The 13328-nt window shown below is 65.3% G+C and carries 9 protein-coding genes and 1 tRNA gene; 3 read left to right on the top strand and 7 right to left on the bottom strand.

Going from position 1 to position 13328, the window contains the following annotated elements; genetic code table 11:
- The 3 genes from K7H93_RS15575 to K7H93_RS15565 all read right to left on the bottom strand — a co-directional run bounded on the left by K7H93_RS15575 (position 1) and on the right by K7H93_RS15565 (position 1894).
- Entirely contained in the window at positions 1 to 801 is an 801-nt protein-coding gene (locus K7H93_RS15575) for a DUF3800 domain-containing protein (protein WP_230784383.1), read from the bottom strand.
- 162 nt (positions 802 to 963) lie between these two features.
- A tRNA-Asn gene (locus K7H93_RS15570) sits at positions 964 to 1038 on the bottom strand.
- A 67-nt stretch (positions 1039 to 1105) separates the two neighbouring features.
- A complete protein-coding gene (locus tag K7H93_RS15565) occupies positions 1106 to 1894 on the bottom strand; it encodes an NAD kinase (RefSeq protein WP_010237699.1) in 789 nt (262 codons plus the stop codon).
- 131 nt (positions 1895 to 2025) lie between these two features.
- On the opposite strand from K7H93_RS15565, the gene K7H93_RS15560 reads away from it, so the two are divergent.
- Positions 2026 to 3321 carry a bifunctional diguanylate cyclase/phosphodiesterase gene (locus K7H93_RS15560; RefSeq protein ID WP_230784382.1) on the top strand — a complete coding sequence of 432 codons (1296 nt, stop codon included), beginning with the start codon at positions 2026 to 2028 and terminating at the stop codon, positions 3319 to 3321.
- Here the strand turns inward: K7H93_RS15560 and mfd are convergent.
- Positions 3318 to 6821 carry a transcription-repair coupling factor gene (mfd, locus tag K7H93_RS15555; RefSeq protein ID WP_230784381.1) on the bottom strand — a complete coding sequence of 1168 codons (3504 nt, stop codon included), beginning with the start codon at positions 6819 to 6821 and terminating at the stop codon, positions 3318 to 3320. The genes K7H93_RS15560 and mfd overlap by 4 nt on opposite strands.
- Positions 6822 to 6959: 138 nt before the next feature.
- The gene (locus K7H93_RS15550; RefSeq protein ID WP_054524216.1) at positions 6960 to 7235 is read right to left on the bottom strand and encodes an FAD assembly factor SdhE; all 276 of its coding nucleotides are present in this window, start codon (positions 7233 to 7235) and stop codon (positions 6960 to 6962) included.
- 149 nt (positions 7236 to 7384) lie between these two features.
- Here K7H93_RS15550 and recG point away from each other — a divergent pair, with 149 nt between their 5' ends.
- Positions 7385 to 9445, top strand: a complete 2061-nt coding sequence (gene recG / locus K7H93_RS15545; protein WP_230784380.1) for an ATP-dependent DNA helicase RecG — start codon at positions 7385 to 7387, stop codon at positions 9443 to 9445.
- 106 nt (positions 9446 to 9551) lie between these two features.
- Here recG and K7H93_RS15540 read toward each other — a convergent pair whose 3' ends face one another.
- Positions 9552 to 10016 carry a low molecular weight protein-tyrosine-phosphatase gene (locus tag K7H93_RS15540; RefSeq protein ID WP_230784379.1) on the bottom strand — a complete coding sequence of 155 codons (465 nt, stop codon included), beginning with the start codon at positions 10014 to 10016 and terminating at the stop codon, positions 9552 to 9554.
- A gap of 64 nt (positions 10017 to 10080) precedes the next feature.
- Between K7H93_RS15540 and K7H93_RS15535 the strand changes: the two genes are divergently transcribed.
- Positions 10081 to 11835, top strand: a complete 1755-nt coding sequence (locus tag K7H93_RS15535; RefSeq protein WP_230784378.1) for a DUF885 domain-containing protein — start codon at positions 10081 to 10083, stop codon at positions 11833 to 11835.
- 145 nt (positions 11836 to 11980) lie between these two features.
- Here the strand turns inward: K7H93_RS15535 and K7H93_RS15530 are convergent, their stop codons facing one another.
- Positions 11981 to 13324, bottom strand: coding sequence for an ABC1 kinase family protein (locus K7H93_RS15530; RefSeq protein WP_230784377.1), 1344 nt, complete (start codon positions 13322 to 13324; stop codon positions 11981 to 11983).
- Positions 13325 to 13328: the final 4 nt, after the last annotated feature.

Below are 13328 nucleotides of genomic sequence, written 5' to 3'. Positions count from 1 at the left end.
CTACTTAGGCGACGCTTCTAAACCGGTGATGACTGCCTTCACGTCGGCATCGAGCTCGATTTGATCGGGTGTGTGGACACAATAAAGCCCTGCACCCGAAATCTTATTACTTTCGGGATCTCCGAAGAAGCGCGGGGCAAGTTCACTCAAATACCGGGTTTCGGGAATATAAAAATTTTCATCATTTTTGTCGACACATTTGAAAAGAGAATGTGCGACTAGATCGGCCACTTGAAAGAGTGCCTCTTCGGATTTGTCTATGGCCTCAATTGCTTCTATATCAATATGCTTAAGTTTAGCGGTCATGCTGTGTTTTGGGTTCGATTGCAGTCGTCTGAGAAACTTCCGCATCATGTTATAGTCACAATTGGCTTTCTCAAAGACGATGTCGACATCTTTGGCCTCAATTCCGCGTAATTCAAGAAACCATCCAACCCTTTCAAGAAGGTATTGAGCGCACTTATTGTAATATTTGTTATGGTCCCCGTCAATATGAGATGTGTAATCTCTTAGTGTGTGCTTGTAAGATATCACGCCGAAAAAACGCAATAGATGCTGAATTATTTGCCTAGAGAAGTAAACAATCTGAGAGTGTCTTAGATTGGAGCAATGCAAATTGCTCTTTCCGATCCGCGAGGTCACAGAAAGTAATTTATCTTCAATCTCGGCTCTCTCGCTATTAGGAATGAGGGCAGCACCAAACGCCATGTAAGGTGAAGCTCCCTTCTCCGATTCTGACCGGATTTTACGCAGTCCCCACTGCCCGCTTTCATCTATAAGCAAAGTATATTTTCGGGCCATAAGCTTAGCCTGCCCCAAGGCATTTTTTCTGGCAAGTAATGAGATGCTCTGACCAGAGGATTGGCATCTGCTTGATCTGCGTCAGTCCGCAGGGTCGAGCCGGTGACGCGCTTGTGAGTCAGCGTCAGCGCGCGGCCAATTTTCCAGCGATTTAGTGGAAAATGGCTCCCCGAGTTGGATTCGAACCAACGACCAAGTGATTAACAGTCACCTACTCTACCGCTGAGCTATCGGGGAGCAGCCTTGTCGGCAGGCCCGCGCCTATATGGGGGTGCTCAAATTAACGCAAGCCCCTGCTGCAAAATCATACGACGAATTGTTCTGCGACGATCCGGTCGTCCAGCGCGTGGCCCTTGTCGAACAGCAGGGTCAGCTCGGAATCGCGTGCGATTTCAACGTGAACCTCGGCCACGTCGCGCACTTCCTTCTGGTCCGCCACGGCGGCCACGGGGCGTTTGGACGGCTCGTTGATGCGGAAGGTCACCTTCGCGCGGTCGGGCAGAATCGCTCCGCGCCAGCGGCGGGGGCGGAAGGCGCTGATCGGGGTGAGGGCGAGCAGCTGGGAATCGAGCGGCAGGATCGGCCCGTTGGCAGACAGGTTATAGGCCGTTGACCCGGCGGGCGTCGCCACCAGCACGCCGTCGGCCACCAGTTCCTCGATCCGGGTCTTGCCGTCGACCAGAATCTCTATCTTCGCCGTCTGGCGCGTCTCGCGCAGCAGGGAGACTTCGTTGAGCGCGCATTCCACGCGGGTGTCGCCGTTCTGGTTGATCGCTTCCATCCGCAGGGGAGAGATGCCGACCGGGCGGCTGCGGTTGACTCGCTCCACCAGCGCGCCCTTGGGCCGGTGCTTATTCATCAGGAAGCCCATCGTGCCGCGGTTGACGCCATAGACGGGCAGGATGCGTCCGCTGTCGAGCATCTTGTGCAGGGTTTGCAGCATGAACCCGTCGCCGCCCAGCGCGACCACCGCCTCCGCCTCTTCCTGCGGCACCCAGTCATGCGCATCGCGCAGCGCGGCGGCGGTGTCCTGCGCCAGCGCGGAGTTCGATATCGCGAGCGCGAGCCGCTCGTATGTCGGTTGGCCGGCCATCAAAACCCTCTCTCAAACCCGTACGCCTGCCTATGGAGGCGATGTCTGCTTGGCAATGCAACCTGGCGATTGGTGGGACAAGCGCAGCTTGCAGGCTTCCCCAAAACGCAGGGCCTTGCGATAAGGCGGCGATGAGTCCGACGGAACATCCCGCGAGCGAGCGCCCGACAGGGCTTGTCGATACCGAAGAGGCGCGCGAGATCCTCGGCATGTGGCTTGCCGAGGGGGAGGCGCGGGTCCACGCGATGCTGCTGGTGCTGGGCCGGTTCGATAGCGTCAATCTGGCCCACGGGGCGCAGACCGGCGACTATGCCTTGGGCGAGGTCGGGCGGCGCATGGCGCATTTCGCGCAGGACGAGTTTGCGCGGGCATCATGGCTGGTCGCGCGGATCGACGGGGGCAAGTTCCTGCTCGCCACGCGCGACAAGTGCAGCCGGGAGCGGTGGCAGTTTTTGGCCGAGACGCTGGCCGACGGGGTCGCGCAGCCGATGGCGGGCAGCGCGCTTGGCGTGCCGCAGCTGTGGCCCCATATCGCGCTGATCCGCGCGCTGTCGGGCGACGATCCGACTACGGTGCTTGCCCGGCTCGGTGATGCGCAGATCGCGCTGCGCGGGGAGTCCGGGCGCAGGATCGTGTGGATCGACCGCGATCTGGCGCCCGCCGGGTTCGATGTCGGCCAGATCGAGGCAGAGCTGCGGCGGTCGCTGGAGCGCGGGGCGATCTCGCTGCGCTTCCAGCCGCAATTCGCGCTCGCCGACGATGCGCTGATCGGGGCGGAGGCGCTGGTGCGGTGGGATCAGCCGCTGCTGGGCGATATCGGCGGAGAGGCGCTGCTGCGGATCGCCGCGCGCGCCGACCTGACCACGCAGCTGACCCGCAAGGTGATCGAGGCCGCGCTGGATGCGGTGCGTGGCTGGCCGGAGGGGCTCAAGTGCTCGATCAACATCACCGCTGCCGATCTGGCGGTGGTGCGCTTTCCCGATGACCTGTTGCGGATGGTGGAGGAGCGGGGCGTCGACCCGGCGCGGCTGACGCTGGAGATCACCGAACAGGCGCTGCTGGGCGATCTGGACCTTGCGGCGCGCTCGCTCGGCCGCTTGCGCAATGCGGGGATGCGGATCGCGCTCGACGATTTCGGCGCGGGGTTCTGCAATTTCGGATACCTCAAATACCTGCCGCTCGATTTCATCAAGCTCGACCGGATCATGCTCGATGGGGTGGCAGAAAGCGCGCGCGACCGCGCGGTGCTGCGTGCGGTGATCGCCATGGCCCGCGCGCTGGAGCTGGCGGTGATCGCCGAGGGGGTCGAGGACGAAACGCAGCGCAGGATTGCGCTGGAGGAAGGGTGCAGCGCGTACCAGGGCTTCCTGCGCGCGCGCCCGCTGCCGCACGAGGACTTCCTCGCGCTGGCGAGCGGGCAAGCCTAGGCTGGCGTCTTCTCTTTCTTCGCGGCGCGTTTGGCGATCGCGCTCAGGCCCTTGGTCAGCTGGAACAGGCCGTTGAGGCGGCTTTGCGGATCGCCCCAGGCGCGGTTGACGACCAGTTTCATGTCCGGGCGCAGCTTCACCGCCTCGGCCCGCTTGTCGACATAGGCGAGCAGGCCCACCGGATCGGGGAAATCGTCCTTGTGGAAGGTGACCAGCGTGCCGCGCGCGCCGACATCGATCTTGGCGATATTCGCCTCGATCGCCTGATGCTTGATCTCGATCAGGCGGACGAGGTTCTGCGTCGCGGACGGAAGCTCGCCGAAGCGGTCGATCATCTCGGCCGCCAGCCCTTCGATCTCGGCCTTGTCGCTCGCCTGGTTGAGGCGGCGATAGAGCGCCATGCGCACGGCGAGGTCGGGCACATAGTCCTCGGGGATCATGATCGGCGCGTCGACCGTGATCTGCGGGCTGAAATCTTCGGCGGGCTTCTCCAGCCCCATCTCGCCCGCCTTGGCGGCGAGGATCGCGTCCTCCAGCATCGACTGGTAGAGCTCGAAGCCGACCTCGCGGATATGGCCCGACTGTTCGTCGCCCAGCAGGTTGCCCGCGCCGCGAATGTCGAGATCGTGGCTGGCGAGCTGGAAGCCCGCGCCCAGCGAATCGAGATCGCTCAGCACCTTGAGCCGCTTCTCCGCGACTTCGGACAGCGCCTCGTCCGCAGGCGTGGTCAGGTAGGCATAGGCGCGCAGCTTCGCGCGGCCCACGCGCCCGCGCAGCTGGTAGAGCTGGGCAAGGCCGAAGCGGTCGGCGCGGTGGATGATGATCGTGTTGGCGCTGGAGATGTCGAGCCCGCTCTCGACGATCGTGGTCGACAGCAGCACGTCGTATTTCTTCTCGTAGAATGCGCTCATCCGGTCTTCGACCTCGGACGCGCTCATCTGGCCGTGCGCGGGCACCACCTTCACTTCGGGCACGTGCTCGTGCAGCCAGTCGAGCAGCGGGTCCATGTCCGAAATGCGCGGCACCACGATGAAGCTCTGGCCGCCGCGATGGTGTTCGCGCAGCAGCGCCTCGCGGATCACCATGTCGTCCCACTCGATCACGTAGGTGCGCACCGCAAGGCGGTCCACCGGAGGGGTCTGGATGGTGGAAAGTTCGCGCAGGCCGGTCATCGCCATCTGCAGCGTGCGCGGAATCGGCGTGGCGGTGAGCGTGAGCATGTGCACGTCCGCGCGCAGCTGCTTCAGCTTTTCCTTGTGGGTTACCCCGAAACGCTGTTCCTCGTCGACGATCACGAGGCCAAGGTCTTTGAACTTGGTCGACTTGCTGAGGATCGCGTGGGTGCCGACCACGATATCCATCGTGCCGTCGGCCAGCGCATCGCGCGTCTCGCTACTTTCCTTGGCCGAGACGAGCCGGCTGAGCCGCCCGATCTTTAGCGGGAAGCCCGCGAAGCGTTCGGAGAAATGCTGGAAGTGCTGGCGCGCGAGCAGCGTGGTCGGGGCGACGACTGCGACCTGCTGGCCGCCCATCGCCGCGACGAAGGCGGCGCGCAGCGCGACCTCGGTCTTGCCGAAGCCGACATCGCCGCAGACCAGCCGGTCCATCGGCTTGCCACTTTCCAGATCGCCCAGAACATCAGCGATCGCGCGTTCCTGATCCTCGGTCTCTTCCCACGGGAAGCGGTCGACGAACTGGTTGTAGCTGGCGTGATCCGCCTCCAGCACGGGGGCCTTTTTCAGCGCGCGCTGCGCGGCGGTGCGCATCAGCTCGCTGGCGATCTCGCGGATGCGTTCGCGCAGCTGGGCGCGGCGTTTCTGCCATGCCTCGCCGCCCAGCCGGTCGAGCATGACCGCATCCTCGCTGCTGCCATAGCGGGAGAGGACTTCGAGGTTTTCGACCGGGATGTAGAGCTTGTCGCCACCCTTGTACTGCAACATCACGCAGTCGTGCTTGGACTTGCCCACGGTGACCGGTTCGAGGCCGAGATATTTGCCGATGCCGTGTTCGGTGTGGACCACCAGATCGCCGCGCGACAGCGCCTGTAGCTCGCTGAGGAAGGCATCCGAATCGCGCCGCTTCTTGCGGCGGCGGACCAGCCTGTCGCCGAGCAGATCCTGCTCGGTCACCAGCTCGATATCCTCGCTCGCGAAGCCGCTGTCGAGCGGGAGGATCATCGCCGTGGGCTTGCCCCCACCATTCCTGGGCGCGGATTTGCCCAGCGCTTCCTGCCAGCTTTCGGCCAGCGCCAGCTCGGTGCCCGCTTCGCCCAGGATCGAGGCGATGCGCTGGCGGCTGCCCTTGGAATAGGCGGCCAGCAGCGGGCGCTTGCCTGCCTTGGCGAGCTTCTTGAAGTGCTCGGCCGCTGCCTCGTACACATTGTCGCCGCGCGCACGTTCGGGCGCGAAGTCGCGGGCAGAGCGGAAGCCGAAGTCGATCACGCTGTCGCTCTCGGGCTCGTCGAACCCGGTCGCGCGGTGGACCGGGCGTGCCTCGAGCGTGGTGCCGATCTCGTCTTCGGTGAGATAGAGCGCCTGCGGGTCGAGCGGGCGATAGCTGCCCGCCTTCTGGCCCGCGGTTTCGGTGCGGGTGCGGCGGTATTCGGCGATGTCGCCCAGCCGCTCCTCGAAGGCGGCCAGCGCGCCGACATCGATCACCACCGGATCGCTGCCGCCCAGATGGTCGAACAGGGTCGCCAGCTTCTCCTCGAACAGAGGCAGCCAGTGCTCCATCCCGGCCTGCCGCCGCCCTTCGCTGACCGCTTCGTAAAGCGGGTCCTGCGTGGCGTTCGCGCCAAACCGCTCGCGATAGCCTGCGCGGAAACGCTTGATCGTCGCGTCTTCGAGCAAAACTTCGGACGCGGGCAGCAGAAGGAAGCTGTCGAGCGTGCCGGTGGTGCGCTGCGTGTTCGGGTCGAACAGGCGCAAGCTCTCCAGCTCGTCACCGAAGAAATCGAGCCGCAGCCCCTGTTCGAGGCCGGAGGGGAAGATGTCGAAGATCGACCCGCGCACCGCGAATTCGCCCGCGTCGATCACGGTGTCCGTGCGGCTATAACCCTGCTTCTGCAGCAGCTGGGTCAGGCTCTCGTGCCCGATATGCACGCCCGGCTTCAGCTCGCGCACCGCCTCGCGGATGCGGAACGGGGTGAGCATGCGCTGGACCACGGCATTGGCGGTGGTCACCAGCAGCTGCGGCGCGCCTTTCTCCGCCTGCAGGCGATGCAGCGCGGCGAGCCGCTGGGTGCTGATCGAGAGGGCAGGAGATGCGCGGTCGTAGGGCAGGCAGTCCCACGCGGGGAACTCGATCACGCTGAGTTCGGGCGCAAAATAGCGCGCCGCATCCGCGACCGCGCGCATCGCGCTGTCGTCCGGCGCGACGAACACTGCGCGCTTGTCGGCCGCGCGGGCGAGATCGGCCATCACCAGTGGCTGGCTCCCCCGCGCAAGATTGGCGAAGGTGAGCGGTTGTTTGGCGGAGAGGATGCGGGAGAGGTCGGGCATTATGGCGTAAGTCGATCCGTGCTGTGCGTGTTCCGCGCAAACGAAAATAGCCCCCTGCTCGCAAAGAGGAGGGGGGCCGGGGTTCGGGGTGGGACTAGCGGGCGGTGGCGCAATGCACCAGCCCGCATGGGCCAAATCCTAGCGGGGAATATCGACGTAATCGAGCTTCTGCATGATCGCGATCCGCTCCCCCTGCATTTCTGGCGGGATCGGCTGCGTCTTGAGCGCCCAGGCCATGATCTCGACATCGTCGTAATCGAGCAGGGTTTCAAACCAGACGAGGTCTTCCTCGCTCCATTCGGCGTGGTAGCGGTCGAAATAGCCGCCGATCATGTAATCGGCTTCACGCGTGCCACGGTGCCAGGCGCGGAACTTGGCACGGGCGAGGCGGGATTCGAAGCTGGGGGAGGTCATGGGGAGGCTCTAGCCATTATCTCTCCCTTCGTCATCCCTGCGCAGGCAGGGATCCAGATGACGCCGGTGGCTCGCGATATCGACAGCTTATCTGGACCCCCGCCTACGCGGGGGTGACGACCAGATTTGAGGTGGGGTAGGGATCGGCCATGCGGCCCGAAATCCTCAATCCCCTGTTTGCCGAGGTCGACACGCTCGATGGTGTCGGGCCCAAGCTGAAGAAGCCGCTGGAAAAGCTGCGCTGCACGCGCGTGCGCGACGTCGCCTATCACTGGCCCGACCGCTTCGTGACCCGCCGCCCGGTCGAAACGCTCGACGAGGCGGGCGAGGGGGAGCAGATCATCATCGCGCTGACCGTGACCGAGCATCGCTCCGGTGCCTCGCGCCGCGCGCCCTATCGCGTGCTGGCGACCGACAGCGCGGGCAATGTCCTAGCGCTTACCTTCTTCGGGCGCGCTTCCTACACGGCCAAGAAGCAGCTGCCCGTCGGGGAGAAGCGCCGCGTGGCGGGCAAGCTGGAGCGGTATGGCGACATGCTCCAGATGGTCCATCCCGACCATGTGATGAAGCTGGACGATGCAGGCCTCGGCCAGATGCGCGAGCCGGTCTACAGCCTCGCCGAAGGGCTGACCCAGCCGCGCATGGCGAGCCTTGCGGCGCAGGCGCTGGAGAAGCTGCCCGACCTGCCCGAATGGATCGAGCCCGGCATGCTCGCACAGCAGAAATGGCCCGCCTGGGGCGAAGCGCTGCGCAGCGTCCATGCGCGCGACGACGAGACCGCGAAGGACCGGCTCGCCTATGACGAGCTGCTCGCCAACGCGCTGGCCTTGCAGCTGGTGAAGGCGGATAACCGCCGCAAGCGGGGGCGGGCGCTGGCGGGCGACGGGCATTTGCGCGACAAGCTGCAATTGCCGTTCCCGCTGACCGGCGCGCAGGAACGCTCGATACGCGAGATCGAGGGCGACCTCGCGCAGGACGCGCCGATGCTGCGGCTGCTGCAGGGCGATGTCGGCGCGGGCAAGACGGTGGTGGCGCTGCACGCGATGCTGGTCGCGGTGGAGGCGGGCGCGCAGGCGGCGCTGCTGGCGCCGACCGAGATCCTCGCGCGCCAGCATTTCGAGACTCTGAAGGCGATGGCGCGGCCCACCGGGGTCGAAGTCGCGCTGCTGACGGGCCGCGACAAGGGGCGGGCGCGCGAAAGCATCCTGATGGGGCTGATGGACGGCAGCATCCAGATCGTCGTCGGCACGCACGCGATCTTCCAAGAGGCGGTGCAGTACCGCGACCTCGGGCTGGTGGTGGTCGACGAGCAGCACCGCTTCGGCGTCTCGCAACGCCTGCAGATGGCGGGCAAGGGCAAGCGCCCGCCGCACACCTTGTCGATGACCGCGACCCCGATCCCGCGCACGCTGACGCTGGCGAACTACGGCGAGATGGAGGTCAGCCGGCTCGATGAATTGCCGCCCGGCAGGCAGGCGATCGACACGCGCGTGGTCGGGATGGACCGCCTGCCCGAAGTGGTCGAAGCGGTCGGGCGGCATCTCGCGAGCGGCCAGCAGGCCTATTGGGTGTGCCCGATGGTCCGCGACGAAGAGGGCATGGAGAAAGCCGCCGCCGAGCAGCGCTACGCAGCGCTCAAGGCGCGGTTCGACGATGCCGTGGTGATGGTCCACGGCCAGCTCGACCCCGAGGTGAAGGACGCCGCAATGGCGCGCTTCGCCAGCGGACAGGCGAAACTGCTGGTCGCGACCACGGTGATCGAAGTCGGCGTGGACGTGCCCGCCTCTACGCTGATTGTGATCGAGCAGGCGGAAAGCTTCGGCCTCGCCCAGCTGCACCAGCTGCGCGGGCGCGTGGGGCGGGGGAGCGAGAAGTCGACCTGCCTGCTGCTGCGCGGCAACCAGCTGTCGGAGACCGGCCAGCGCCGCCTCGCCCTGATGCGCGAGACGCAGGACGGGTTCCGCATTGCCGAGGAAGATTTGGAACTGCGCGGCGGGGGCGAACTGCTCGGCACGCGGCAATCGGGCGATACGCCGTTCCGGATCGCGACGCTCGACCAGATGCAGCGCTTCCTCGACCCTGCCACCGCCGACGCGAAACTGCTGATGGACCGCGATGCCGGGCTGGAAGGCGAGCGCGGCGAGGCAGCGCGGGTGCTGCTCTACCTGATGGAGCGCGACATGGGCGTGCGCACGCTTCGGGGTGGGTGACAAACACTCCCCTCCCCACGGGGAGGGGTTGGGGGTGGGGGCTCCAAGCCATCGGGCAGAGTGCACCCCCACCCAACCTCCCCCTCAAGGGGGAGGAGTATCTTGGTCATCGGCACAGCCGCTTCACCAGCGCCTTCGCCGCCGCGTCGACATCCTCCCACGTATATTCGAACTGCTCCTCGCCGTCATGGTAAGGGTCCGCAATCGCCGCGCCCTCGCGGCCCGGCACCAGGTCCATCAGCAGCGAGACATGCGCACGCGTTCCCTCGGGCCGCAGCGCCTCGATATTGCGCAGGTTCTGGTGATCCATCGCGAAGATATGCGTGAAGCGATCGAAATCCTCGACCACCAGTTGCCGTCCGGAATAGCCCGAAATGTCGATCCCGTGCTTCGAGGCTTCCTCGACGCTGCGCGGATCGGGCGGGCTGCCGACGTGGTAGTCCGCCGTGCCTGCGCTGTCGGCCTCCGCCTCCAGCCCGGCCTTCTCCGCAGCGTCTCGAAACGCCGCTTCGGCGAGCGGGGAGCGGCAGATATTGCCAAGGCAGACGAACAGGATCGCGGGTTTTTCCATGGCCCCGGCGTACTGGACGGGGCCAGGCCAGCGCAATAGAGATCGCCCAGCAAGGGGAGACATCATGAAGCACCTGTTCGCCGCAACCGCGCTGACACTCACCATCGCCAGCCCGCTGACCGCCGGCCCGGTCGAGGATTACACCGAACTGCGCGAGGATGTCTGGCAGGACATGCTCGACGACAATCCCACGCTGGCGACTTCGGTGGGCGACCGGCGCGGGGACGGGCAACTGGGCGACCTCAGCATGGCGGCCTATGATCGCAACGTCGCCGAAGACCGCGAATTCCTTACGCGGCTGAAGACTATCGACGAGAGCGCGCTGCCTGAGGACCTGCGGGTGGACTACGCGATCCTCAAAAGCTCGCTCGAAGATTCGATCGAGGGTTCGCAGTTCGACCAGACCCGCTACGTGCTGTTCACCAATCGCGGCGGCTGGTTCAGCTGGATCGCGTCGCTCCCCTACAGCTCGCCGCTGTTCACCAAGGCCGATTACGAAAGCTACGTCTCGCGGCTCGAAGCCTATGGCGCACAGAACGCCGCTGGGATCGCGCGCAGCCGCGAGGCGGTGGCACGCGGGCTCACGCAGGCATGCGGGCCGATGGAAGGCGTCGAGGACCAGATCACCGGCCAGATGGCCGACACGCCCGAGGAATCGGGCTTCTGGCGGCCATTCGCAAAGCGCCCCTCGACCATTTCGGAAGCCGACTGGGCGGCCTTGCAGGCCCGCGCCCGTGCCGCGCTGACCGATGTGGTGTTCCCCGCCTACGAAGATTTCCTCAGTTTCTACACCGAGGAATACGCGCCAAAATGCCGCACCGGCCTGCCCGGTGTCGCCGAAACCGCCAATGGCGATGACTACTACGCCTACCGCGTCCGCAGCTTCACCACGACCGAGATGACGCCCGACGAGGTCCACCAGCTGGGCCTGTCCGAAGTCGCGCGCATCCGGGCGGAGATGGAGGAGGTCGCGGCAGAGGCGGGCTTCGACACCCGCGAGGCCTTCGTCGAACACCTGCGCACCGACCCGCAATATTACATGACCGACGAAGCCGAGTACGAACGCTATGTCGGCGCGCTGGCCAAGCAGATCGACGGCTGGATGCCCAAGCTGTTCGGCACCCTGCCGCGCCAGCCCTATACGGTCCAGCCGATCCCCGCCGCGCAGGCACCGGGCAACACCACCGCCTATTACGAGCCGGGTTCGCTCGAAACCGGGCAGGCGGGCATCTACCGCATCAACCTGACCGAGCTGGACCAGCGCCCGCTGTGGGAACTGCCCGCGCTGGGCGTGCACGAGGCGGTGCCGGGGCATCACCACCAGATCGCGCTTCAGCAGGAGCTCGACCTGCATCCGCTGCGTCGCAACGGCACGTTCTTCACCGCCTTCGTCGAGGGGTGGGGGCTTTATTCCGAACGGCTCGGGATCGAGATGGGGCTGTACGATACCCCGGCCAAGCAGATGGGGCGGCTGAGCTACGAGATGTGGCGCGCCACCCGGCTGGTGGTCGATACCGGCATCCACTCGAAGGGCTGGACGAAGCAACAGGCGGTCGATTTCATGACCGAGAATACCGCGCTCAGTGCCGCGAATATCGATGCCGAGGTCAACCGCTACATCACCTGGCCCGGCCAGGCGCTGGCCTACAAGATCGGCGAGCTGAAGATCCGCGAGTTGCGTGGGAGGGCCGAGGAGGCGCTGGGCGACAGGTTCGACCTGCGCGCGTTTCACGATGCGGTGCTGGAAAACGGCGCGGTGCCGCTGGATGTGCTGGAAGAGCACGTAGACCGCTGGATCGCGGAGCAGCAGGCGGGCTGACTTCTCACCCTAGTCATTGCGAGCGACCAAAGGTCGCGCGGCAATCCATGGTGTGGCATCGCAGCGTCGTCGGCCCTGTTGGGGGGAGGCGAAGTCTAGCCATGGATTGCTTTGTCGCCCGCGGGATTCTCGCAATGACGAATTTCTAGGTAGCTGCCGTCCGCTCCAGCACATCGCGCACGATGGCGTGGATGTTGACCACCGCACCGATCCGCGCGCCGAGCAGCGCGGTGCCGCTGACCTTGCGCTGGACGAACAGGGTTTCGGCGGGCGGGATGTGCCAGATCGCCTTGTCCTGCGCGATGGCCATGCCTTCGTCGCGCAGCGCGGGCACGAAACCGCGATCACCGAAGTCGAACGGCGCATCCTTCGCCATCTCGCCGAGGATGATGTCGATCATCCGGTCGATCGCCTCGCCATGTTTTTCGACCACGGCGGGCGACATGAATTGCGCATCGATAGCCGCCTGACGAACGCCCGCATGGTCGCGGTCGAGCCCGGCGCGCAATAGTTCGCGGTAGGATTGCTGGACATCGCGGTCGACCTCGCGCGTGGCCCCGAAATCGAGCAGCACGATCTTCCGGTCCGCCTCGCGGTAGCGATAGTTGGCGAAATTGGGGTCGGTCTGCATCAGGCCCCATTCGAACAGCTCGCGCGCGACCAGCTCGATCACCTCCGCGAACACGCTGTCGCGGACGTCCTGCGGCTGGTCGCCCAGCTGTTCGACCGGGCGGCCTTCTTCGTAACTCATCGCCAGAATGCGATCGCGGGTCAGCTCTTCGTCGAGCGTGGGGACCACGAAGGCACCATGCCCGGCGAGCAGCTCGCCATAGCGCTGCATCATCCGCCCCTCGCGACGGTAGTCCGCTTCTTCGTGCAGCTGCTCCTTCGCCACAGCGAGCAGCGGGGCGATGTCGAGTTCCTTGGGTAGAAGGCCAGTGACGCGCAGCAATGTGGCTACGTTATCGACGTCCGAATCGATGCTCTGCGCGACGCCGGGATATTGCACTTTGATCGCGAGCGTTCGCCCGTCGCGGGTCAGCGCGCGGTGGACCTGGCCGATGCTCGCGGCGGCGATCGGGCGCGGCTCGAACCGGCGAAAGTTTTTGCGCCAGTCGCTGCCCCATTCCTCCGCCAGCACCCGGTCGAGCTGGCGCGGTGGCATGAAGTCGGCATTGTCGCGCAGTTTGGCGAGGATTTCGGACAGCTCGGAGGGCAGGGCATCGCCTGCATCCATCGAGAGCATCTGCCCCATCTTCATCGCCGCGCCGCGCAGGTGCGAAAGGCGCTCGGTCAGACGACCGATATTGCCAGGAGTGAGAACGAGATCATTCATCCGCACCCGCTCGCCCGAAGCCACACGGCGCGCACCCTCGGCCAGCATTCCGCCAGCGACTCCGCCGGCGAGCCGACCGAAGCCGCTCAGTCTCCCGATCCGGGACGAAGGGACCGCGCGATGGCGACCCTTCGCGTCATCGTCCCGCGCCATGGCC

It is taken from the genome of Citromicrobium bathyomarinum (assembly GCF_021021475.1).
Lineage (GTDB): Bacteria > Pseudomonadota > Alphaproteobacteria > Sphingomonadales > Sphingomonadaceae > Alteriqipengyuania > Alteriqipengyuania bathyomarina.
The sequence above is the reverse complement of the archived record's forward strand: the minus strand, read 5'-3'. Positions and strand labels throughout refer to the sequence as shown.

Excerpts from the sequence above, each read along its gene's own strand:
- K7H93_RS15575 (WP_230784383.1), bottom strand. The coding sequence starts at position 801 with ATGGCCCGAAAATATACTTTGCTTATAGATGAAAGCGGGCAGTGGGGA.
- K7H93_RS15565 (WP_010237699.1), bottom strand. The coding sequence starts at position 1,894 with ATGGCCGGCCAACCGACATACGAGCGGCTCGCGCTCGCGATATCGAAC.
- K7H93_RS15560 (WP_230784382.1), top strand. The coding sequence starts at position 2,026 with ATGAGTCCGACGGAACATCCCGCGAGCGAGCGCCCGACAGGGCTTGTC.
- mfd (WP_230784381.1), bottom strand. The coding sequence starts at position 6,821 with ATGCCCGACCTCTCCCGCATCCTCTCCGCCAAACAACCGCTCACCTTC.
- K7H93_RS15550 (WP_054524216.1), bottom strand. The coding sequence starts at position 7,235 with ATGACCTCCCCCAGCTTCGAATCCCGCCTCGCCCGTGCCAAGTTCCGC.
- recG (WP_230784380.1), top strand. The coding sequence starts at position 7,385 with ATGCGGCCCGAAATCCTCAATCCCCTGTTTGCCGAGGTCGACACGCTC.
- K7H93_RS15540 (WP_230784379.1), bottom strand. The coding sequence starts at position 10,016 with ATGGAAAAACCCGCGATCCTGTTCGTCTGCCTTGGCAATATCTGCCGC.
- K7H93_RS15535 (WP_230784378.1), top strand. The coding sequence starts at position 10,081 with ATGAAGCACCTGTTCGCCGCAACCGCGCTGACACTCACCATCGCCAGC.
- K7H93_RS15530 (WP_230784377.1), bottom strand. The coding sequence starts at position 13,324 with ATGGCGCGGGACGATGACGCGAAGGGTCGCCATCGCGCGGTCCCTTCG.